The sequence below is a fragment of the Limnohabitans sp. Hippo4 genome, assembly GCF_003063605.1.
GTDB lineage: Bacteria > Pseudomonadota > Gammaproteobacteria > Burkholderiales > Burkholderiaceae_C > Limnohabitans_A.
Genome location: NZ_NESE01000001.1, coordinates 1,088,063 through 1,109,253, shown reverse-complemented (window position 1 = coordinate 1,109,253; position 21,191 = coordinate 1,088,063). Strand labels below are relative to the sequence as shown.

The 21,191-nt window shown below is 52.5% G+C and carries 20 protein-coding genes; 12 read left to right on the top strand and 8 right to left on the bottom strand.

Going from position 1 to position 21,191, the window contains the following annotated elements; translation table 11 throughout:
• The first annotated feature begins 24 nt into the window (after positions 1–24).
• Complete coding sequence (locus tag B9Z46_RS05245; protein WP_158268401.1) at positions 25–780, top strand: SDR family NAD(P)-dependent oxidoreductase; 756 nt, start codon at positions 25–27, stop codon at positions 778–780.
• Positions 781–888: 108 nt separating this feature from the next.
• On the opposite strand, the gene B9Z46_RS05240 is transcribed toward B9Z46_RS05245, so the two are convergent.
• Entirely contained in the window at positions 889–1,497 is a 609-nt protein-coding gene (locus B9Z46_RS05240; RefSeq protein ID WP_108254772.1) for a 2-hydroxychromene-2-carboxylate isomerase, read from the bottom strand.
• Positions 1,498–1,520: 23 nt separating this feature from the next.
• Positions 1,521–2,249: an SDR family oxidoreductase gene (locus B9Z46_RS05235; RefSeq protein WP_108254771.1), complete on the bottom strand. Its 729-nt coding sequence runs from the start codon at positions 2,247–2,249 to the stop codon at positions 1,521–1,523.
• A 53-nt stretch (positions 2,250–2,302) separates the two neighbouring features.
• On the opposite strand from B9Z46_RS05235, the gene B9Z46_RS05230 reads away from it, so the two are divergent.
• The 9 genes from B9Z46_RS05230 (at position 2,303) to B9Z46_RS05190 (ending at position 11,589) form a co-directional block, all read left to right on the top strand.
• The gene (locus B9Z46_RS05230; RefSeq protein WP_108254890.1) at positions 2,303–2,881 is read left to right on the top strand and encodes a TetR/AcrR family transcriptional regulator; all 579 of its coding nucleotides are present in this window, start codon (positions 2,303–2,305) and stop codon (positions 2,879–2,881) included.
• Between the two features lie 14 nt (positions 2,882–2,895).
• Positions 2,896–4,275 carry a DHA2 family efflux MFS transporter permease subunit gene (locus B9Z46_RS05225; protein WP_108254770.1) on the top strand — a complete coding sequence of 460 codons (1,380 nt, stop codon included), beginning with the start codon at positions 2,896–2,898 and terminating at the stop codon, positions 4,273–4,275.
• Between the two features lie 76 nt (positions 4,276–4,351).
• Positions 4,352–4,918 (top strand): PaaI family thioesterase, encoded by a 567-nt coding sequence (locus tag B9Z46_RS05220; protein WP_108254889.1) that lies wholly within the window; start codon positions 4,352–4,354, stop codon positions 4,916–4,918.
• A 409-nt stretch (positions 4,919–5,327) separates the two neighbouring features.
• Entirely contained in the window at positions 5,328–5,780 is a 453-nt protein-coding gene (locus B9Z46_RS05215; RefSeq protein ID WP_108254769.1) for a (2Fe-2S)-binding protein, read from the top strand.
• Positions 5,777–8,044: a molybdopterin cofactor-binding domain-containing protein gene (locus B9Z46_RS05210; RefSeq protein ID WP_108254768.1), complete on the top strand. Its 2,268-nt coding sequence runs from the start codon at positions 5,777–5,779 to the stop codon at positions 8,042–8,044. Before B9Z46_RS05215 ends, B9Z46_RS05210 begins: the two co-directional genes overlap by 4 nt.
• Before the next feature lie 44 nt (positions 8,045–8,088).
• A complete protein-coding gene (gene apaG / locus B9Z46_RS05205) occupies positions 8,089–8,481 on the top strand; it encodes a Co2+/Mg2+ efflux protein ApaG (protein ID WP_108254888.1) in 393 nt (130 codons plus the stop codon).
• 207 nt (positions 8,482–8,688) lie between these two features.
• Positions 8,689–8,949, top strand: a complete 261-nt coding sequence (locus tag B9Z46_RS05200; RefSeq protein ID WP_108254767.1) for a FeoA family protein — start codon at positions 8,689–8,691, stop codon at positions 8,947–8,949.
• The gene (gene feoB, locus B9Z46_RS05195) at positions 8,946–10,703 is read left to right on the top strand and encodes a ferrous iron transport protein B (RefSeq protein WP_108254766.1); all 1,758 of its coding nucleotides are present in this window, start codon (positions 8,946–8,948) and stop codon (positions 10,701–10,703) included. The genes B9Z46_RS05200 and feoB overlap by 4 nt, the downstream gene beginning before the upstream one ends.
• The gene (locus B9Z46_RS05190) at positions 10,696–11,589 is read left to right on the top strand and encodes a DMT family transporter (RefSeq protein ID WP_199220545.1); all 894 of its coding nucleotides are present in this window, start codon (positions 10,696–10,698) and stop codon (positions 11,587–11,589) included. Before feoB ends, B9Z46_RS05190 begins: the two co-directional genes overlap by 8 nt.
• On the opposite strand, the gene B9Z46_RS05185 is transcribed toward B9Z46_RS05190, so the two are convergent.
• A complete protein-coding gene (locus tag B9Z46_RS05185) occupies positions 11,549–11,890 on the bottom strand; it encodes a DUF6172 family protein (protein WP_233245915.1) in 342 nt (113 codons plus the stop codon). The two genes, B9Z46_RS05190 and B9Z46_RS05185, sit on opposite strands and share 41 nt — an antisense overlap.
• Positions 11,891–11,998: 108 nt before the next feature.
• Here B9Z46_RS05185 and B9Z46_RS05180 point away from each other — a divergent pair, with 108 nt between their 5' ends.
• Positions 11,999–12,787, top strand: a complete 789-nt coding sequence (locus tag B9Z46_RS05180; protein WP_108254765.1) for an enoyl-CoA hydratase/isomerase family protein — start codon at positions 11,999–12,001, stop codon at positions 12,785–12,787.
• Here B9Z46_RS05180 and B9Z46_RS05175 read toward each other — a convergent pair.
• Positions 12,717–14,072: a D-amino acid dehydrogenase gene (locus B9Z46_RS05175; protein WP_108254764.1), complete on the bottom strand. Its 1,356-nt coding sequence runs from the start codon at positions 14,070–14,072 to the stop codon at positions 12,717–12,719. The two genes, B9Z46_RS05180 and B9Z46_RS05175, sit on opposite strands and share 71 nt — an antisense overlap.
• Positions 14,073–14,202: 130 nt before the next feature.
• Between B9Z46_RS05175 and B9Z46_RS05170 the strand changes: the two genes are divergently transcribed.
• Positions 14,203–14,664, top strand: coding sequence for a winged helix-turn-helix transcriptional regulator (locus B9Z46_RS05170; RefSeq protein ID WP_055359908.1), 462 nt, complete (start codon positions 14,203–14,205; stop codon positions 14,662–14,664).
• Positions 14,665–14,690: 26 nt separating this feature from the next.
• On the opposite strand, the gene B9Z46_RS05165 is transcribed toward B9Z46_RS05170, so the two are convergent.
• The 4 genes from B9Z46_RS05165 to kynU form a co-directional block, all read right to left on the bottom strand.
• Positions 14,691–17,771 carry an efflux RND transporter permease subunit gene (locus B9Z46_RS05165; RefSeq protein ID WP_108254763.1) on the bottom strand — a complete coding sequence of 1,027 codons (3,081 nt, stop codon included), beginning with the start codon at positions 17,769–17,771 and terminating at the stop codon, positions 14,691–14,693.
• Positions 17,772–17,774: 3 nt separating this feature from the next.
• A complete protein-coding gene (locus B9Z46_RS05160; protein ID WP_233245914.1) occupies positions 17,775–18,929 on the bottom strand; it encodes an efflux RND transporter periplasmic adaptor subunit in 1,155 nt (384 codons plus the stop codon).
• A gap of 61 nt (positions 18,930–18,990) precedes the next feature.
• Positions 18,991–19,854 carry a tryptophan 2,3-dioxygenase gene (kynA, locus tag B9Z46_RS05155; protein ID WP_108254762.1) on the bottom strand — a complete coding sequence of 288 codons (864 nt, stop codon included), beginning with the start codon at positions 19,852–19,854 and terminating at the stop codon, positions 18,991–18,993.
• A 56-nt stretch (positions 19,855–19,910) separates the two neighbouring features.
• A complete protein-coding gene (gene kynU, locus B9Z46_RS05150; protein WP_108254761.1) occupies positions 19,911–21,191 on the bottom strand; it encodes a kynureninase in 1,281 nt (426 codons plus the stop codon).

The following is a 21,191-nucleotide window of genomic DNA, read 5'->3' as shown; positions in this document are numbered from 1 at the left end:
TACTGGTTGTTTTCAATTGTGCAAATGGCAATTATTTTCAAGGAGAAGCGAGTTCATATGAGCAAACAACTGGAGGGTGTGAATGTATTGCTATTTGGAGGCTCTGGTGGAATTGGTTCAGAACTAACGCGGGTCTTGATAGCAAATGGGGTAGCTTCAATCATTGTTGCATCGAAGCGCCAGGCTAAATTTCAGCTTGAATGCGATTCGATTTCAAATGAATTAGTAGATGTGACAGACTTGAAGAGTGTTCAGAATTTGGCAAAAAGAGTCGAGAGCAGAGATATATCAGTCGTCATCAACTGCACTGGCATTAACAGTAACGCTCGGCTGAGCGTTGTCAATGGTCTAGAGAATGCACGAAATGAAATGGAAGTGAACTACTTTGGTCTTCTCAATGTATCAACCGTGATTGGACCAATGCTGTTTGCACGCGGAGGAGGTGTATTCATACAAGTTTTGAGCTTCCTCAGCCATGTAAATTTGCCCGCTATGGCAACATATTGTGCGAGCAAGGCTGCTGCCCACTCTGTGACTCAGGCGCTAAGAGCAGAATGGAAGAGCAAAGGTATACGAGTATGCGGCGTTTATCCCACAGCAGTCGACACTACGATGAGCCGAGACCAAAATGGTCCGAAGCTATCGCCTGCGGTGTTAGCCACAGAAATTGTGGAAGGCTTACTTAATGGAACTGAAGATATATATCCTGGGGATGCTTCAATCGCTTATCAAAAATTGTTGCGCAATCCAAAGGCATTTGAAAAAGAGATGGCCGAGTAAATTTATTAGATCGACATTTGTATATGAAAAAACAATTGGATGCTTGGTTTTTTAAAGCAAGCTTCCAAAATTCATTCTGTTGAATGCAATCCGACTCGCGTGATGCGCCTAACTTGAAGTAATGGCTTCTTCCACGTCCCTCAAGCGATCTTTTCCAAAAAATATTTCTTGGCCTACGAAGAACGTCGGCGATCCAAATGCGCCACGATCAAATGCCTTCTGCGTGTTGTCCAGGAGTGTCGACTTCACCTCTGCAGATTGAATGGCTTGTAGAACGAGTTCTGCATTGATTGAACTTTTGGCCAGCGTTGCATGAATGACGGTGGGATCTGACAGATTCAAGCATTCCTCCCACATGCCGGCATAGATGGCATTGACATAGGGCTCGAACATGCCCAGTTGCTTCGCTGCCACTGCACCGCGCATGATGGCCAGGGTGTTCACTGGAAAGTGAGGGTTGAAGCGGAACAGATCGAGCTTGTGCTTTGAAATAAAGCGTTTCATTTCAAGTTTGTCGTACGCCAATTTATTCGGTATACCTGCAAAGGCTTCCATGGGTGAGCGGTTGTTGGCAAGCTTAAATAGGCCACCCAGTAAGACGGGCACATACTCAAACCGAACCCCGGTTCGGGCCTCGATCTCGGGGATGACCTTGTGGCACAAATAAGCATTGGGACTGCCAAAGTCGAAAAGAAATTGAACGGTTGGTGATGTCATAGCGGCTCCTTTGTTCGGTTGATTTACCAAGTTTCCGTCCAAGGACGAATGTCCATTTCGTGCGTCCAAGCATTGCGAGGCTGTTGGTGTATTTGCCAGTAAAGTTCTGCAATGCTGTCGGGCGACACAATGCCATCCTGCACTTTGGTGGCATACCGATCGGGAAAATTGGTGCGAATGAATTCGGTATCGATGGCGCCATCCACAATGGGATGCGCCACGTGAATGCCTTGGGGCCAGAGCTCTCTCGCCATGCTTTGCGCTAATGCGCGTAGTGCATGTTTGGCGCCTGCAAATGCTGAAAAACCTTCTCTGCCGCGAAGGCTTGCCGTTGCGCCTGTGAACAGAATCGTGCCACGCTGCCTGGGCAACATTCGTTTGGCCACTTCGCGGCCCATCAAGAAGCCACCAAAACATGCCATTTCCCAAACCTTGAAATAAACGCGAGTAGTAGTTTCGGTGATGCCAAACCTCACGTTGGCACCGATGTTGAAGACGGCTACTTCGATGGGGGCAATGTCTCGCTCGATTTGCTCAATCAAGGCGACCATTTCTTCTTCCTTGCGCGCGTCGCTTCCGTAGCCATAGGCCTCTCCACCCTCTGCGCGAATTTCGTCCACCAGTGCGCTCAGTTTATCGGCTGACCGCCTTGTGACGCAGGCAATGTATCCCTCACGTGCGAATCGTTTGGCGATGGCACCACCCGTTGCATCACCGGCACCAATGACCAATATGGCTTTTTTCTGATTCATGTATGTACTTTCAATGCTTGACAATAATATGATGATCGTCATATTATTTGCCCATGTCAATCACTCCGTCCAAAAAAGAACTCAGTCATGCCCGCATCGTTGAAGTTGCAGCCAAGGCCATTCGCCGTGCTGGCTACCGCGGTGTTGGTGTGTCCGACATCATGAAGGAAGCTGGGCTGACGCATGGTGGCTTTTATGCTCACTTTGAATCGCGTGATGCCTTGGTGGTTGAAGCCATGGCCAGGGCAGGGCAAGAAAACATCGAGTCTTTGTCAGAAGTCATAGAGAGACGTATTGCCAAAGGCAGCTCGCGATTTAAAGCATTGGTCGATACCTACTTGCATGAGGCCCACTTGCAACGATCCGAAGATGGCTGCGTGGTTGCTGCCCTCTCCTCTGAAATGACACGCCAAGACGATGTGGTGCGTGAGGAGGCGCGTCGCAGAGTGGCAGCCATGATCGCATTGGTGCAATCGACACTGACTGATCCGACGGATGAGAATGAAGCCGCCGTCGTGACAGCGACGATGGTCGGTGCCTTGCAATTGGCGCGAACGCTTGGCGGCAAAGAAGGCCGCGCCATTCTGGCTCAAGCACGGCAATCGCTGCTTGAGCGATACAAACAACATTAAGTGAGTCTGCATCCATGTCCACAAAATCTCCTTGGACTGCGTTTTGGATTGCATGCAGTGCCACCTTCTTGGTGGCGATCGACAGCACGATGTTGTTTGCAGCTTTCGATGCACTGCGTAAGAGTTTTGTGGGCACCTCTGCAGCCGAGTTGTCCTGGGTGCTCAACGCTTACACAGTGGTCTATGCTGCCATGTTGATCCCTGCTGGCGGTTTGGCCGATGCACATGGTCGTCGCCGCATCTTCCGTTTGGGCCTGACACTTTTCTTGGCCGCCTCTGTGGCTTGCGGTGCAGCACCTTCTATCGATTGGCTCATCGTCGCGCGGGTTGTTCAAGCCCTTGGCGCCGCATTGCTCACACCAGCTTCTATGTCGATTGTGTTGGCCGCATTTCCGACTGAAAAGCGTGCTGTGGCCGTGAGCTTGTGGGGAGCAGTGGGCGGACTAGCCGCAGCAGTGGGGCCAAGTTTGGGGAGTTGGGTGACTGCCAGCGCGGGCTGGCCCTGGGCTTTTTACATCAACTTGCCCGTTGGCATTTGGGCGCTCTGGCGCAGTGCCTCGCGCATCGAGGAGGCGGTTAAACCTGAGCAAAGTAGAAGCGTAGACTTCGTCGGCCTGGTGTTGTTGATGCTTGCAGTCGGTGCAATCGCACTGGCCATTGTTGAAAGTGGTGAGTCGCGTTGGACCTCTTCACAAATTGTGTTGGTCGCTGGTGCTGGTCTAGTGGCTTGCGCGTGCTTTGTACTTTGGGCGAAATTGAAAACCAATGCCCTGATCGATTTGTCACTGTTTCAGCATCGCACCTACCGGTATGTGAACGCTGCCACGTTGGTATTTGGCACGGCCTTCTCCATGATGTTTCTGGGGTTCTTCTTTTTCATGATGGGTGTGTGGCATTACTCGCTGCCGCAGGCAGGCCTGGCCGTGACACCTGGCCCTCTGCTGGTCATGCCAACCGCCATCGTCACGGGACGACTGGCCTCACGCTTAGGTCACCGACGATTCTTGGTGGGTGGTTCGCTGCTGTATGCCTTAAGCAGCCTCTGGTTTATTTGGGTACCCGGCAATGAGCCAAACTATGTGACGCATTGGTTGCCAGGTTTGTTGATGAGCGGTATTTCGGTGGGCTTGATATTGCCGTCTTTGTCTGCTGCGGCAGTGAATCGCCTGCCCGCTGAACACTATGCTGTTGGAAGTGCGGTCAACCAGGCGACGCGCCAAATTGGCTCAGTGCTAGGCGTGTCGATCACTGTGGCATTGTTGGGTCATGCAACGCTACAACGCATCGATTTCAATGCCTTGTACATCTTGCATATTGCATTGGCTCTGCTAACAGGACTTTTGTGCTGGCCAGTGGACACTAAGCCACGTGCTGCACAGACAGAGCAAAAGTAAACAATTCACATTTTTTTATTTTGACAATCGCGCGCCAGTGCGCTGCAAAGCTTTCAATTTAATTTACGAGTACATCATGCCATCTGAAAATACAGTTCAAGCCACCCTCAACGCATGGCAAGCACAATTAGAAGATGTTCGCCGTCGTCGTGTTGAACGTGGCGGTGGTCATGCCGGACTGCCTCAACCGCAACAGGTCATTGGTAAAACTGGCCTTCAGGTTATGACAGCCTTACTCGAGGGTGAATTGCCCCATCCCTACATGGCAGACACCTTTGATTGTGAGCTGATTGAAGTAGGTGAGGGCCTGGCAATTTTTCAGGCGACGCCGCAACTTAAGCACTACAACCCACTGGGCTCTGTTCATGGAGGTTGGTACGCAACATTGCTGGACTTTGCACTGGGTTGTGCTGTTCAAACCAAATTACCTGTTGGTGTGGGTTACACAACCAGCCAAGTGAATCTCAACATCGTGCGCGCTGCCAACATCAAAACTGGCCCTCTGCGGTGCATTGGCAAAGCGCTTCACGTCGGTCGTCAGGTGGGTACATCTGAAGCACAAATTGTGGGACCAGATGGCAAACTGTATGCCCATGCAACCACCACTTGCGCCATTTTTGAGGCAATGCCCAAAGTCAGCTGAATTTCTGCATCCTAGACAAATCAAGGTCGATTGAAATGCGCGTAGGCCAGCACCCAAGGCTATAACAGTTCTGGCGCCAGATAGCCTAGCCAAAGCGCGCGAGGCTCTGGTAAACCTACTTGATACATCGACAGCAGGCGTCCGCACCCCGCGATAAAAACGCCTGCAGCGATGGTGTTCAGAAATCCTCCACTAACCAACAGTTGAGCAGTCAGCCCTAAGGGGGGGCTGACGATTTCTGGTACCCCAGTATGAGGAGGCCCCCCTTAGGGCTGGCTGATCAACGCTCCCGCAAAAGAAGCCATACAAGTCTCACCAACTAAACCGTCTAAACCGCACAAAGCCCCAACACCTGCTAGCATCAGCCTGTAGTTTGCAATCAGCTTCAAAACAACAGCGGAAGGCCCCAATGAACCTCAATGTCAACGGCAACAACGTCAGCTTAGACGTCGACCCCCAAATGCCCTTGCTCTGGGTTCTGCGAGACACCCTCAACCTCACCGGCACCAAATTCGGTTGCGGTGTTGCCGCGTGTGGAGCCTGCACAGTCCACAAAGACGGCCAACCCATTCGCTCCTGCGTCACCCCCGTGGCCAACGTTTCTGGCGCCAACATCCAAACCATCGAATCACTCGGCACCGCCGACAAACCCAGTGCCTTGCAACAAGCCTGGATTGCAGAGCAAGTGCCTCAATGTGGTTACTGCCAAAGCGGCATGCTCATGGCTGCTGCGGCTCTCTTGGCCAGAAAACCCAAACCCACCGATGCCGACATCGACGAAGCCATGACCAACCTGTGCCGATGCGGCACCTACCAACGCGTGCGAGCCGCCATTCACCGCGCTGCAGGAGCTCAAGCATGAAGCGCCGCAACCTCATTCTTAGCGGCCTTGGACTCACAGGCGCACTCATCGTTGGCTGGGGCGTCATGCCCCCCCGTTCACGTTTAGGCAAGCCCGACAACATGCTGCTAACCGAGGGCGACGTCGCGCTCAACGGTTGGATCAAAATTACCAAAGACGGTGGCGTGGTGTTGGCCATGCACCGCAGCGACATGGGGCAGGGCATTCACAATGCACTGGCCATGTTGGTGGCTGAAGAATTAGACGTGCCCCTCAAGCAAGTTCGCTTAGAACAAGCCGGCCACGACGCCATCTACGGCAACGTGGCCATGTTTGTGGGCACCTTGCCCTTCCACCCCCTGAAATCAGAAGGCCCAGACAAGCCCATGATGGTTAAAACGGGCGAGTGGATGGTCAGCAAAGTAGCGCGCGAATTGGGCGTCAATGCCACTGGCGGTTCATCGTCTGTCAAAGATGCTTGGGACCACTTGAGGACTGCAGCGGCTACTGCCAAAGCCAGTTTGTTGTTGTCGGCTGCAGATCAGTGGAAAGTGTCTGCCAAAGAATTGAGCGTGAAAGATGGCGTGATCAGTCATGCTTCCGGCAAGTCTGCGCACTATGGTGAATTTGCCAAAGGCGCTGCAGGCCAAACGCCTAGCAATGTCCTTCTGAAAGATCGCAAAGATTGGCGCCTGATTGGTCAAGCCACACCGCGCGCAGACGTGCCTGCCAAAACAAATGGCAGTGCCGTATTTGGCATCGATGTGCGCGTGCTCAACATGCTGTTTGCCAGCATCGTGCAAGTGCCGCAAATGGGTGGCACGCTCAGCAGTATCGACGTCAAAGAAGCGCTGGCCATGCCTGGCGTTGTTAAATGCGTTCAACTTTCCAGCGCTGCAGGCTCTGCACCTGGCTTTGCAGTGATTGCCAAAACGACGTGGCATGCACAGCAGGCTGTGCAAAAAGTCAAAGCTGAGTGGGCGCAGCGTAAAGAAGGTGCCATCGATACCCAGCGCATTGCAATAGAACTGCAAGACAAACTCAAAACAGAAAGCGGTTTCACGTTTTATGAGCAAGGGGATGTCGTTAAAGCTGAAGCCGGTGCTGCGCGCGTCATTCAAGCGCAATACACGGCCCCTTATTTGGCGCACGCCACCATGGAGCCCATGAATTGCACGGCGCAATTCAAAGACGGTCAATTAGAAATTTGGGCACCCACCCAAGTGCCCGGCTTGGCACGTGCCGCAGCAGCCAAAGTGGCGGGTGTGTCGGGCGACAAAGTCAAAGTGCATGTCACTTTGCTAGGCGGCGGCTTTGGCCGACGTTTGGAAGTGGATGTGGTGGTGCAAGCCACGCAATTGGCCATGGCTGCGGATGGCGCGCCGGTGCAATTGGTCTGGACGCGCGAACAAGACATGACGCATGACTATTACCGTCCCATGCATGTGGCGCAGTTGAGTGCTGCCGTGAATGCGCAAGGTCAAGTTGAGAGCTTGCAAATTAAATCGGCGGGTGATGCCATTTCACCGCGTTGGATGTCGCGTGTCTTGCCCGCGCTGTCTGGCCCGGTTGATGCACCCGACAAAACAACTGCAGAAGGCTTGTTTGATTTGCCTTATGGCTTTGCACATCAGCGCATGTCGCATGTGTCCACCAAGATGGGCGTACCCATTGGTTTCTGGCGTTCTGTGGGGCACTCGCACAATGCGTTTTTCTCCGAAAGCTTCATCGACGAGTTGGCAGTGGCGTCCAAGCAAGACCCTGTTGCGTTTCGGATGGCGCTTCTCAAAGACGCACCCCGTTATGCGGCCGTGTTGAAGTTGGCGGCAGAAAAAGCCAAGTGGGGTTCTGCATTGCCTGCTGGTCATGCGCATGGCGTGGCGCTGCATGAGTCCTTTGGCTCTATCGTGGCGCAAGTGGCCGAAGTGTCGATCAAGGACGGCATGCCGCGTGTGCACCGCGTGGTGTGTGCCATCGATTGCGGTACGGTGGTCAACCCAGGCACCGTGGCACAACAGGTTGAAAGCTCAGTCAATTTTGCATTAACGGCCGCCTTGTTTGGAAAAATCGACATTCAAGCCGGTGTGGTTCAACAAAACAATTTCACCAACTACCCCTTGGTCAGCATGGCGCAATCGCCGGTTGTGGAAACTTGGATTGTGCCCAGCACTCGTTCGCCTGAAGGTGTGGGAGAGCCGGCAGTACCGCCCCTGGCGCCTGCCGTGGCCAACGCCCTTTTTCAACTCACCGGACAACGTCAAAGAGCTTTGCCCTTGAAGGCATAAGCTTATTGAAATGCTTCTATTTGCGTTTCGTGCAAAATCTTGTCATGCCAAACTACAAACTCAAAGTTGACGTCACACCCCAGTATCTGCCTGAGCAGTCGGATCCTGCGGGTGACCTTTACACCTTTGCCTACAGCATCACCATTCTCAACACGGGTGACATTGCGGCGCAGGTCATCTCAAGGTCTTGGAGTGTCAATGATGCCAATGGCCTGCACGAGAAAATCAAGGGCTTGGGTGTGGTGGGCTACCAACCTTTGCTGCAACCTGGCGAAAAGTTTCAGTACACCAGTGGCACACGTTTGCGCACACCCACTGGCACCATGCACGGCAGTTATTTCTGCGTGGCCGAAGATGGCGAAAAATTTGACGTCGACATTCCCATGTTTGTGTTGGACGCCCTGAGCAATGAATCAGGCAAGCGCAATTTGCACTGATCGCCAACATCGGCCTTCCCCTGACTTGGCCAAAAGCCACCCAATCTGACAGCCCAAGGCAATGGGCTCGCTATTTTCTTGAGATAGCTCAAGCTTTGTAGTCGACCACGTTCAAGCTGCGGCGCAGATGCATTAGAATCTAAATAAGAATAATTCTCATTTGTAAAGCTAGTGTCTTCCAACGCCTCAAGTTTTCAGACCCCTTCGATGGGGGAAGACGCTTTTGCGCTCGACCATTTTCAGGTCGGCGAGCAGGTCAGGATCACGAACATTCAGGCGGAAGCTGAATTGCGTCAGCGCATGGCGGCATTGGGTTTGCGCGAAGGGTGCGTCGTTCAGGTCCTGCGCAAGGCCAGCTTGGGTGGCCCGATTCATGTGAGGGTAGGCACCACGGAAGTGATCATGCGACGCATCGAAGCCAAGAGAATTGTGGTTGTGCCCATGCTTGACCTGATGGCAACACCATGAAAAAAATCGTCTTGATTGGCATGCCCAACACGGGCAAGTCCACCTTGCTCAATCGCCTGACAGGCGCGCATGCCAAAGTGGGCAACTGGCCGGGCCTCACGGTGTCATTGCTGTCGGCGCGCTTGATGGTGGGCGATCAAATGGCGCAGCTCATTGATCTGCCTGGCATTTACGATTTAAGCGGCTACTCAGAAGACGAAAAAGTGGTCACCACTTATTTGCAAACGCAAAAGCCCGATCTCATCTTGTTCATGATGAACGCGTCACAAGTGGACCGTCAAATGAACTTGTTGTCGCAAGTCACAGCGCAAGGCATCCCTGTGGTGATGGTGATGAACATGGCCGATGAGGCTAGCGCATTGGGTATTACCATCAAGCCCGAAGTGCTGAGTCAAAACTTAGGCTTGCCCATTTGTTTGCTGTCTGCCAAATACGGGCAGGGCACAGAGCAACTTCAAAAACTGATGCGAGAAGGCTTGAAGGCTGAGGCGCCGCAGGCTTTGACACCTTCAAGCGTAGAGCTAGCTTTCCAAGCCGGCGTGATGGTGCCAGCCCAGGCATCACACCAGCTGACAGAACGCATCGACAAAGTGCTGCTTCATCCTTGGTTCGGCTTGCCGATCTTTTTTGCAGTGATGTTGTTGCTGTTTGAAGGTGTGTTTGCCATTGGCAAACCCCTTCAAGACGGTCTGAGTTGGCTGTTCACAAGCTTGCGAACCGAAGCGCTAGAGCCTCTGCTCAGTGGTTTGCCTGCCATGGCGCAAGGCTTGCTGTTGGACGGCTTGTACAACGGCATCAGCACCGTGGCCAGTTTTGTGCCGCTCATCATTTTGTTTTTCTTGTTCCTTGGCATTGTTGAAGACACTGGCTATTTGTCGCGCGCTGCCTTCCTGTTGGACGCCCTGATGTCCAAATTTGGCATGGACGGTAGAAGCTTTGTGATGTTGCTGATGGGCTTTGGTTGCAATGTGCCGGCCTTGCTGGGCACGCGAGTGATTCGCTCTAAAGGCCTGCGTTACCTCACCATGCTGACCATTCCGTTTTCTTTGTGCTCGGCGCGCTTGCAAGTGTTTGTGTTGTTCATCGCCGCCATGTTCACCACCGAGCAAGCGCCGTGGGTGTTGTTCTCTTTGTACTTGGTGAGCATATTGATGGCTATGCTCACCTCGGTTATCTTTAAAAAACAGTACGTCAACGTTGACGCATTTGTTTTAGAAATTCCACCCTACCGTTTGCCGACCTTGCGCCAAATGGTCTTGAAGGGTTGGCAAGAAGTCAGACATTTTTTGAGCAGAACCACACGCTTCATCATGCTTGGCGTGTTGCTCATTTGGGTGCTCACCAATTTTCCGCAAGGCGCCACTGCCGGAAGTTTGGAAACGTGGGCGGGCCAGTTGAGCCATTGGTTGGCACCCTTGCTTCAGCCACTGGGCATCAATGAGCAACTGACCCTCGCCTTGGTCTTTGGCTTTGTGGCCAAAGAGGTGGTGATTGGGGCGCTGGCCGTGATCTATGGCCATGAAGGACAGGCCTTGATCGACGCCATTGTTCACAACATGGATTGGATCAGTGCCTACAGCTTCATGCTGTTTGCTTTGATCTACACGCCCTGCGTGTCCACCATTGCCACCATTCGCAATGAAACCAAGAGCTGGGCGTTCACGGCGCTGTCGGTTGCGTGGCCTTTGTGCGTTGCCTGGTTGATCAGTTTTGCGTTTTATCAAACGGCCATGTGGGTACGCCTGCATGCCTAATTTAAATCACAGTCGAAAAGAAAATTTCATTGGCATTGCTTGGATGATTGCCTCCATGGCGGGCTTTTCCATTGAGGATGCGTTTCTCAAAACAGTCACCAAGCACGTTCCTGTCGGCCAAGTTTTGATGATGTTTGGTGCCGCCGGCTTGTGCGTCTTTGCCCTGATGGCACGACGTGCTGGCGCACCACTGTTTCAACCGGATGTCTTGACGCCGCGCATGCTTTACAGAGCGGTGTTTGAATTCTTTGGTCGCTTGTTCTATATCTTGGCCATTGCCCTGACACCCATGTCCTCGGCAACGGCCATCTTGCAGGCAGCGCCCTTGTTTGTGGCCATCGGTGCACGCATTTTCTTGCGTGAAAAAGTAGACGGCAAAACCTGGGTGGCCATCTTGTCCGGGCTGTTGGGTGTGATGATCATTTTGCGACCTTCTGCCGATGACTTTTCTGCCTTGTCCTTGCTGGCGGTGATCGGTACATTGGGCTTTGTAGGACGCGATTTGTTTTCACGCACAGCACCGCCTGCGCTGACCAAGGAGGTACTTGGCTTTTATGGCTTTAGCACCATGATGATTGCGGGCGCAAGCTTTGCGCTGTGGGATGGCAAAGCTTTTGTGTCGCTTGAGTTGACGCAGGCTTTGATGATTGGCGCCGCGTTGGTGGCCGGTGTCTTTGGTTACACCGCCCTCATGACCGCTATGCGCACTGGCTCGATTGGTGCCGTTACACCTTATCGGTATTCACGTTTGCTGTTTGGCATTTCAATTGGTGTGCTGGTTTTTGGTGAGCAACTGGATGCACCCATGCTCTTGGGTTGCGCCATCGTCATTGGCGCTGGGCTTTTCATCGGTTGGCAAAACCAGCGTCGTCAACCCGCTCAATGATCACGGGATCGTTGTCAGGGTTGATCACACGCACACCGTGCTTGCTCAAAATTTCGACATAAACCGATGCAGCACCTTCTTTGGCCAATGCGTCCAAGCTTTCAATCACGGCGCTCACTTTGACCGCTTCGGCCGTTTCGGCTGTGAGCCCCACTTTGCAGTCAAAGTCCCAGAAGTCAACGCCCTTGGGCAATGCACGGTTGCGCTCGCGTTTGAAGTACTTGCGAATCTCGTGCTTCACAGCTTCCAACACGCGGTCGGGGTTTTTGCCTTCAATTTGCAGGGGGAAGTTTTTTTTCATCGAAAGATCCTAGAGGGGCAAGCGCCCACAGAGGACGGTGATGCAAGGCTTGATTATCGCCCAGAGCTTAAAGGCATCTAGAATTTGCACCAAACAAATCATCAGCTTATGTCGCAATTAGCCACTTCACCCAGCTCACCTGTTCTTCACATAGCAGATGGCATTGCCACCATCACGCTGAACAGGCCTGCGCAACGCAATCGTCTTGAAAATGAAGACTTGCAAACTTTGTTGGCTCATTTTCAACAAGTCAATGACGACCCTGCTGTACGTGTGGTGGTGATCACGGCCAATACCCAAGGTCAACCCAAACCTGTATTTTGTGCAGGCTACGACATTGGCGGTTTTGATGAAAAGGGGCAGGGGGCAAGTTCATTTGAAAGAGTCCCCGAGGCTTTGGCGGTGCTACGCCCCATCACCCTTTGCGCTTTGAATGGCAGTGTGTATGGCGGCGCCACAGACATTGTGTTGGCTTGCGATCTGCGCATCGGCTTGCAGGGCATTGAATGGCGCATGCCCGCCACGGCCATTGGCTTGCATTACTACCCAAGTGGTTTGGCGCGCTACATTCAGCGCATGGGTCTAGCAGCCACCCAGCGTGCCTTCCTCACTGCGCGTCCTTTTACCTGGCAGCAACTTGAAAAGTTGGGTTTGTTTGAAGATTTTGTTCAAGACACAGAATGGCAGGCTGCCTTGAACGAACTCACACAAGACATCATCTCACTGGCGCCATTGGCCACCGAAGAAACCAAAAAATCCATCAACGAAATCACCACAGGTGTTGCCCAAGAGGCCACATTGCGCGCCCGCGTCGATCGCACCAGCCTCAGTGAAGACTTTGCGGAAGGACGTGCTGCGTTTGCTGAAAGACGCAAACCGGTTTTTCGGGGTAAGTGATCGCAGGCCTTGTTTTTGAGTAGCGCGCAAGGCTCAAGCCTTCCGTGCTAATTTTGGGTTGACGACCCAACATCACATCGGTCAAGAACTGGCCAGAGCCACACGACATGGTCCATCCCAAAGTGCCATGGCCAGTATTCAAAAACAAGTTACGCAATGAAGTGCCGCCCACGATGGGTGTGCCATCGGGGGTCATGGGTCGCAGGCCCGTCCAAAACTGCGCCTGGGCCAGGTCACCTCCTGGAAATAAGTCATGGGCCACCATCTCTAAGGTGGCAAGGCGTTTGGGATTCAAACTTAAGTCGAATCCACTGAGCTCTGCCATGCCGCCCACGCGAATGCGTTGGTCGAAGCGTGTGATGGCGATTTTGTAGGTCTCGTCTAGAACCGTTGACACAGGTGCCAAGGTTTCATCCATCAAAGGAATGGTGAGTGAGTAACCTTTGACAGGGTACACGGGAATGTTGATTTGCAAGCTTTGAATCATTTGACGGCTGTAGCTGCCAAGCGCCAACACATATTGGTCGGCTTGCAAGAGCTCTTTGTCGGGTCCCGCTAACAATATACCTTGAATGGAATGGTCATCAGACAGGATGCGCTCTACCGTTTCACCGTAGCGAAATTTGACGCCCAAGGTTTTTGCCATTTCAGCCAACTGCAAGGTGAACAAACGGCAATCACCGGTCTCGTCATTAGGCAAACGCAAACCACCCAATAATCTGCCTTCGTGTGGCTCGCATGCTTGTCGCAAGCCAGGTTCTACTTTCAGCATGCCTTCACGATCAAGTAGTTCATATGGAACATTGCATTCTTTCAGCACTTCGATGTCGCGCGACACCGCATCGAGTTGCGCTTGCTTGCGAAACACTTGAAGTGTGCCGCCTGTGCGATGCTCGTAAGCAATGCCAGTCTCTGCGCGCAGTTGGCGCAGGCAGTCACGGCTGTATTCAGACAAACGCATCATGCGCTCTTTGTTAACGTTGTAACGCGCGGCTGTGCAGTTGCGCAGCATTTGCATCATCCACTGTGCTTGATAGAACGTGCCATCGGGACGGATGGCCAAAGGGGCATGTTTTTCAAACAACCATTTCATGGCTTTAAGTGGCATACCAGGTGCTGCCCAAGGCGTGGCATACCCTGGAGAGATTTGTCCTGCATTGGCAAAACTGGTTTCTTCCGCTGCTTGGGGCTGGCGGTCAATCACCGTGACGTCCACGCCAGCGCGAGCCAAGTAATAAGCTGTGGTGATACCGATGACGCCACTTCCCAAAACGATGGTTTTCATGAGTTTTCCCCTGTTTTGCTCAATGAAAACGAAGTTTATGGAGGTTTTAGCAGTTAATTTTGCTGAATTAATTGGTTTATTGAGGTAAATTGATTAAATATAACTTCAACTTTCACTCGAAGCAAAAAAAATGACTGAGTTAGACCGAATCGACCGAAAAATCCTCGACATCTTGCAACGCCAGGGAAGAATTTCCATGACGGAACTGGGGGAGCAAATTGGCCTGTCAACTTCGCCTTGTGCAGAGCGGGTTAAACGCATGGAACGACAAGGCGTTATCAAGGGCTATCACGCCCGCATAGAACCCAAGGCACTCGAAAAGCCCTTGTTGGTCTTTGTTGAAATCACGCTCACCACCAAATCGGGCGAGGTGTTTGACAAGGTGCGAAATCAAATTGCCAATATGCCGGAAGTGATGGAGTGTCACTTGGTGTCGGGAAGTTTTGATTACTTGGTAAAGGCACGGTTGAGTGCCATGACGCAATACCGCGATTTGCTCAGCAACATTTTGAATCAAATTCCGGTGCCATCACAATCGCACAGTTATGTGGTGATGGAAGAGGTGAAGGATTCGACTTACATCACCGTCTAAAAAGACGGTGATGCAGCGCTGTTGCCTCAGAACTTGAAACGTTGGCCCAACGCTTGAAACCTTCGACCCCACGCTTCGCGCGACAACTCGATGCTGTCGTAGAAGCTGGGGATGATGAGCAAGGTCAGAATAGTGGATGTGATGGTGCCGCCAATGATGGCCGTCGCCATGGGTCGGTAAAACTCACTGCCTTCGCCAATGCCAATGGCCACAGGCAACATGCCCGCAATCAAGGCAAAGGTGGTCATGATGATGGGACGCAAACGTTTGCGACCAGCAGTCATGAGTGCTTCTTCACGGTCGACGCCTTCAGCCTCTAAGGTGCGTGCAGCATCGAGCAACAAAATGGCATTTTTGGCCACCAAGCCCATCAACATGATCACGCCAATCAGGCTCATCAGATTGAGTGTGCCGCCGGTGATCAACAAAGCCAAGACCACACCAATCAGCGACAGCGGCAGCGAGAACATCACTGCCAAGGGTGCAGTGAAGGAGCTGAACTGCATGACCAAGATGAAGTACATCAGTCCGATGCCAGAGATCAGCGCAATGCCCATTTCTGCGAAGACTTCTTTCTGGTCTTTGGATGCGCCATCCAATTCAATGCCGTAGCCTTCTGGGAAGTTGATGCTTTTTGCAATCTTCAATGCATCGGCAGTGACCTCACCCGATGAACGACCTTGGGCATTGGCTGACACGCCAATCGTGCGTTTGCCATCGGAGTGTTCAATTTTGGAAGGTGCTTTGCCCATGGACACTTTGGCAATTTGAGCCAAGGGCACCACGGTGTTCATGCCGCTGACCGTGATGGGCAGGCGTTCAATGTTGGACACACTCATGCGATCTTCTGGGGCCAAGCGAATGGCCACATCACGTGACTCGCCGGTGGGGTCTACCCAGTCGCCGACTTCAATGCCAGCAAACGCGACGCGCAATGCATTGGCGGCATCTGTGACAGAAATGCCCAGTGAATTGGCCAAACCTCGGTCCAATTCAATTTGTAATTCGTTCTGTGGATCTTGCTGTGACAAACCCACATCAACCGCCCCCGGCACTTGACGCAATTTCTCCATGAAATCGCTGGTGATGGCCAACAGCTTGCGCGAATCGGTACCGCTGAAACGAATTTGAACGGGCTTGGCTGCGCCATTAGAAAGGTCGTCGAGCACGGTGTACTCAGCCCCTACCAATTGCGAAGTGCGCTTGCGCAACTCAATGGCAATTTCTTGCGCTGTGCGTTTGCGCTCTGTGCTCTTGCCGATGTCGACATAAATGCGACCGCCAGTTGGATTCACATAGCTGTTGGTGGCCTTGGTCTCAGGCATGGTGCGCGCCATGATGGCGGCGGCTTCCAGCTTGATGCGGGAGTATTCCAAATTGCTGCTGGCAGGCGAGCGCACATCAATGGCCAATGTTTTGCCATCTGTCTTTGGTAAGAAGCTAGAGCCCCCAAATTGCACTTGCAAAAAGATGGCACCAATGAAACTGACGACGGCAAACGCAATCATCCAGCGGCGGTGATGCAGAGCCCAAGCAATGACATTGCCATAACGGTCTGCTTGATGGTCGAACCATTCGTTGAATTGTTTCAGTTTCAAGCTGATGCCGGTTTTAGGCTTGAGGTGTTCACCAGGTGGGTCACCCCAATAAGCTGACAACATGGGATCGAGGGTGAATGAAATCAACAAACTGACCAACACCGAGGCGACCACAGTGAGACCGAAAGGTCTGAACCATTCTCCCGAAACACCTGGCATGAAACCCACCGGAATGAACACAGCCACAATAGAAAAGGTGGTGCCTGCCACGGCCATGCCAATCTCAGCAGTGCCGTTCAAAGCCGCAGTGCGTCGGTCTGAGCCGCGTTCCATGTGCCGCACAATGTTTTCTCGCACCACAATGGCATCGTCAATCAAGACCCCGATGGCCAAGGATAAGCCCAACAAACTCATGAAATTGAGTGTGAACCCGCAGAGCCAAACCGCAATGAAGGCTGTGATGACGGACGTGGGCAAAGACAAGGCGGTAATCAGTGTAGAACGCCATGAATTTAAGAACACGTACACCACGAAGATGGTGAGGCCTGCACCAAAAATCAATGCGTCCACCACGTTGTTCAGGCTGTTTTGTGCTTCAACACCACCGTCTTGGGTGATTTCAAGTTTTGTTCCTTCTGGCAGGGTCTTGTTGACTTCTGCGACCAATTTTCGGATTTCATTGGCAACGCTGACGGTGGATGCATCGCGTGAACGCGTGATGGCCATGCCCACATTGGGCTTGCCACTTCGCATGCTCATGGTGGTCAGTTCTGCGAAACCATCGCTGACGGTGGCCACTTGACCCAAACGAATGAGTTCATTGCCACTGCGTTTGATCACTATTTGATTGAACTCAGCAGGCGTTTCAATGCGTCCCAGCAGTCGAATGCTTTGGTCTTCCATTGCCCCGCGAATTTTGCCGACTGGCGCAGCGGCGTTTTGTGAGCGAAGGGCGTTGACCACTTCAGTCACAGATAAATTCACCTCGCGCAGTTTTTGGGCATGCAGCAAAACGCTTAATTCGCGTTTAAGAGAACCATTCACATTGACTTGGGCAACGCCTGGAATGCCGCGAAACTTGTCTGCAATTTGATCTTCCACAATACGGGAAATTTCAGCGTGGCTTTGGCTTGAAGTAGACAAAGCCAATTGCATGATGGGCTGCGCAGCAGGGTCGATGCGCAAGATGACCGGTTCCCGAATTTCGGTGGGCAATTTGTAACGCACTTTGCCGATGGCGTTGCGCACTTCATCGGTGGCTTCCACCATGTTCTTTTTGAATTCAAAGAACACCAGCATGTTGGCATTGCCTTCATTGGCCGTGCCGCGCAGGTCTTTGATGCCATTGACCGATTGCAAGGCCTTTTCCACACGGTTCAGAACTTCTCGTTCTACCGTATCGGGTGATGCACCTGGGTAGTTGATGTCGATCACCAGCAAGGGCATCTCAACATCTGGGATTTGATTGACTTTGAGTTTTTTCAATGCCATGAGCCCGACGGCCATGAGCATGAGCAATATGACGATCGTGACGATCGGCTTCTTAACGCTGAAGTTGGACAAAAACATGGTTTATGGGCCCACTTTGACAGCTGTGTCGGCGCGCAACGTAAAGACTTGGCCGTCTTTCAAGGAGCTGCCGTTGTTTCGCAAGACCTTGTCGCCAGCGGTCAAGCCCGAAGTCACCACCCACTGGCCCAGGCGCGTGTCACGATCACCCAATTGAATGGCACGTTTCACAATTTTGTTGCCATCCAAGATCCAAGCAAACACTTTGTCACCTTCGCGGCGCAAACTACTTTCTGAAATCATCACGGCGGGTTTGGTGAGTGTTTCCACCACACCTTCTGCATACAGACCCACCACGGGTGGGCGGTCTTTGCTGTTGATCTCCACAATCACCGACACTTGTCGCGTGATGGGATTAGCGGCACCATCAATGCGTTTGACGATGCCGCGGCTGGCCAATTGATCGCCGTTTTGGGCCACGCCGTTGATGCGGAAATTCACACGTTGACCTACTTTGAGTACACCCATTTGATCAGCGGACACTTGGCCTTCAAAACGCATGCTGCTGGGGTCAATCACTTGAATCAGTTCTTTGCCAATTTGCGCTGTGTCGCCTGCCGATGCTTTGCGTGCGCTCACGACGCCCGTAAAAGGTGCGCGAACTTCAGTGCGCTCAATTTGTTGTTTGGCAGCCGCCACACGTGCTTTGCTGGCCACGTGCTCGCTTTGCGCGGCGTTGCGCTTGATTTCTGACTCTTCCAAGCCTTGTATGGACACCATGCCTTGGGCCTGCAGGGATTTCATGCGTTGGTATTGGCGTTCAGCACCGTCCAAAGATTGGGCGGCGGCACGCAAGGACTCTTCGGCAGAGCTGAGGTTGTCACGCAAAACGCTGCTGTCCAAGGTGACCAGCAAATCGCCTTTGCGAACAGGTTCGCCATTTTCTTTGTGTACCTTGACTACCGTGGCGCTCACTTCTGCTCTCAAATCTGCGCGCAATTCGGGTTGCAAAGAGCCAGAGATGACAGGACCTGTGCCGTGGTCGGCAGTGCCCAATTGCAAGATGTCTTCAGTGCCCAAACTCAGCGCCACGCTCTCAGCAGCTTTGTCGGCATTGTCATCAGGTTTTTTGCAGGCCACCAAAGTGCTGGCAATGAACAGGCTGGCCATCAAGGACAAAACGAAGGGGAATCGACCCAAATGAGGGGAACGCAGCATGGGAACTCCGAATAGGAAAAAAGTTCCCGAATTACATCATGAAAACCTCATTTCTAAGGCTTTAAAGGCTGGTTCTCAGGGACCAAATTTCAGGGAAAAGCACCACGTCCAACATCTTGCGAAGGTAGCTGACGCCACCCGTGCCACCGGTTCCCCGTTTGAAGCCAATCACGCGCTCCACGGTGGTCAAATGCCTGAAGCGCCAAAGCCGGAAAGCGTCTTCCAAATCGGCCAGTTCTTCACCCAGTTGGTAAAGGTCCCAGTGTTGCTTGTGATTTCTATAAACAATCAGCCAAGCCTCTTCGACTTGGGTGTTGGCGGCATAAGGCTGGCGCCAGTCTCTTTCTAAATGAGAGGTCGGTACCGCCAAGCCACGTTTTTCCAAGAGTTTCAAACACACGTCGTAAAGCGAAGGCGCGGTGTAGGCTTTTTCCACAATGGCATGCAAATCGGGTCGGTGTGAATGGGGCATCAACATGGCCGCATTTTTGTTGCCCATTGAAAATTCAATGCAACGGTACTGCCAACTTTGAAAGCCACTCGATTGCGCTAAGTAAGGCCGGATGGCGCTGTACTCTGGCGGCGTCATGGTGGCCAACACATCCCATGCATGCACCAGTTGCGCCATGATTTGTGACACACGGGCCAACATTTTGAAAGCATCTGGCAAATCGTCTTGTTGAATGTGATGAATGGCTGCTTGAAGTTCGTGCAGCATCAGCTTCATCCACAACTCGCTGGTTTGGTGTTGCACGATGAACAGCATTTCATTGTGATCGGGCGACAGCGGCTTTTGTGCATTCAAGATGGCGTCGAGTTGCAGGTAGTCGCCGTAGCTCATGGATTGGCTGAAATCCAATTGCGCTTTTTCATCTTGCACAATTTGTGCGGTGCTGACTTCGTCTGCTGATTCTGCAGAGGTCATTGGCGCAGAGGCGCCTTGACTAAAGGGGCATCCAGACATGGTGCGTTCTTTCTAGTTCAGGTGACGGCGTTCTTTTGCGAAAAGCGCGCTTGTTGCCATTCCTGGGTGTCCATCACTTCTTTGATATGCCGCACGGCATGCCACACATCGGCAAAGCCTACATACAAAGGTGTGAGGCCAAATCGTAGAATGTCGGGGTGATGTTGGCCATCGCCCGCACGGAAGTCGCCAATGACGCCGCGCGCAATCAGCGCTTGCACAATGGCATAGGCACCTTCGCTGCGCGTCAAGCTCACTTGAGAGCCGCGCAGGTCATCTTGCGCTGGTGTGGCAATGCCAAAGCCATGGCCCTGCAACTGGCTTTGCACCAATTGCATGAACAGCCCAGTGAGGGCCAAGGACTTTTGTCGCAGCGCTTTCATGCCCCCCAGGTTTTCTGCTTCTAAAAAAGCATCCAAGCCTGTATCGAGTGCGGTCAAGCTCAAGATGGGCTGCGTGCCACATTGATAACGTGTGATGCCTGCAGCGGGTTGGTAATCCGGCGTGAATTCAAAAGGTGCTGCATGACCCCACCAGCCCGTGAGCGGTTGCCAAAAACGATCGGTGTGTTTAGGGTTGACCCAAACGAAAGCGGGTGCACCGGGGCCGCCGTTGAGGTATTTGTAGCCGCAACCCACAGCAAAGTCGGCATGGGCACCATTCAAATCAACAGGTACTGCACCTGCGCTGTGTGCCAAATCCCAAACGCTTAATGCACCTACCGCGTGTGCAGCAGCGGTCATGTCTTTCATGTTCAGCATGGCGCCAGTGCGGTAGTTCACATGCGTCAACATCAGCACGGCCACGTCTTGTTGAAGTGCGCTGTGTAATTCTTCGGCTTCTACCAGTTTGAGTTGGTAGCCGCGCTCTTTGCACAAGGCTTCTGCAATGTAGAGGTCGGTTGGAAAGTTGGTGCGCTCACTCAGAACGATGTTCTTTTGGGGGTGGTCGGCTTTGGCAATCGATATGGCCGCACTCAGCACTTTGAACAAATTGATGGATGTGCTGTCAGCCGCCACCACTTCATCGTCTTTGGCGCCAATCAGTCTGGCAATTTTGTTACCTACTTGGAGGGGCAATTGAAACCAACCGGCTGTGTTCCAACTTTTGATCAGATCAGTGCCCCATTCTTGCGTCACCGCTTGTGCAACGCGTGCTGGCGTTGCTTTGGGCAAAATGCCCAATGAATTGCCATCCAAGTAAATCACGCCTTCGGGCAGTTGAAACAATTCACGCAATGAGCGCAAGGGGTCTTGTTGGTCCAGAGCTTGGCATTCGGCTAGAGAGTGGGTGGTCAT

What these genes read in the sequence shown, in the direction of transcription:
- B9Z46_RS05175 (WP_108254764.1), bottom strand. Translation starts at nt 14,072, where the DNA reads ATGAAAACCATCGTTTTGGGAAGTGGCGTCATCGGTATCACCACAGCT.
- feoB (WP_108254766.1), top strand. Translation starts at nt 8,946, where the DNA reads ATGAAAAAAATCGTCTTGATTGGCATGCCCAACACGGGCAAGTCCACC.
- B9Z46_RS05245 (WP_158268401.1), top strand. Translation starts at nt 25, where the DNA reads ATGGCAATTATTTTCAAGGAGAAGCGAGTTCATATGAGCAAACAACTG.
- B9Z46_RS05170 (WP_055359908.1), top strand. Translation starts at nt 14,203, where the DNA reads ATGACTGAGTTAGACCGAATCGACCGAAAAATCCTCGACATCTTGCAA.
- kynU (WP_108254761.1), bottom strand. Translation starts at nt 21,191, where the DNA reads ATGACCACCCACTCTCTAGCCGAATGCCAAGCTCTGGACCAACAAGAC.
- B9Z46_RS05240 (WP_108254772.1), bottom strand. Translation starts at nt 1,497, where the DNA reads ATGACATCACCAACCGTTCAATTTCTTTTCGACTTTGGCAGTCCCAAT.
- B9Z46_RS05185 (WP_233245915.1), bottom strand. Translation starts at nt 11,890, where the DNA reads ATGAAAAAAAACTTCCCCCTGCAAATTGAAGGCAAAAACCCCGACCGC.
- B9Z46_RS05165 (WP_108254763.1), bottom strand. Translation starts at nt 17,771, where the DNA reads ATGTTTTTGTCCAACTTCAGCGTTAAGAAGCCGATCGTCACGATCGTC.
- B9Z46_RS05200 (WP_108254767.1), top strand. Translation starts at nt 8,689, where the DNA reads ATGGGGGAAGACGCTTTTGCGCTCGACCATTTTCAGGTCGGCGAGCAG.
- B9Z46_RS05160 (WP_233245914.1), bottom strand. Translation starts at nt 18,929, where the DNA reads ATGCTGCGTTCCCCTCATTTGGGTCGATTCCCCTTCGTTTTGTCCTTG.
- B9Z46_RS05235 (WP_108254771.1), bottom strand. Translation starts at nt 2,249, where the DNA reads ATGAATCAGAAAAAAGCCATATTGGTCATTGGTGCCGGTGATGCAACG.
- B9Z46_RS05210 (WP_108254768.1), top strand. Translation starts at nt 5,777, where the DNA reads ATGAAGCGCCGCAACCTCATTCTTAGCGGCCTTGGACTCACAGGCGCA.
- B9Z46_RS05220 (WP_108254889.1), top strand. Translation starts at nt 4,352, where the DNA reads ATGCCATCTGAAAATACAGTTCAAGCCACCCTCAACGCATGGCAAGCA.
- kynA (WP_108254762.1), bottom strand. Translation starts at nt 19,854, where the DNA reads ATGACCTCTGCAGAATCAGCAGACGAAGTCAGCACCGCACAAATTGTG.
- B9Z46_RS05180 (WP_108254765.1), top strand. Translation starts at nt 11,999, where the DNA reads ATGTCGCAATTAGCCACTTCACCCAGCTCACCTGTTCTTCACATAGCA.
- B9Z46_RS05225 (WP_108254770.1), top strand. Translation starts at nt 2,896, where the DNA reads ATGTCCACAAAATCTCCTTGGACTGCGTTTTGGATTGCATGCAGTGCC.
- B9Z46_RS05215 (WP_108254769.1), top strand. Translation starts at nt 5,328, where the DNA reads ATGAACCTCAATGTCAACGGCAACAACGTCAGCTTAGACGTCGACCCC.
- apaG (WP_108254888.1), top strand. Translation starts at nt 8,089, where the DNA reads ATGCCAAACTACAAACTCAAAGTTGACGTCACACCCCAGTATCTGCCT.
- B9Z46_RS05190 (WP_199220545.1), top strand. Translation starts at nt 10,696, where the DNA reads ATGCCTAATTTAAATCACAGTCGAAAAGAAAATTTCATTGGCATTGCT.
- B9Z46_RS05230 (WP_108254890.1), top strand. Translation starts at nt 2,303, where the DNA reads ATGTCAATCACTCCGTCCAAAAAAGAACTCAGTCATGCCCGCATCGTT.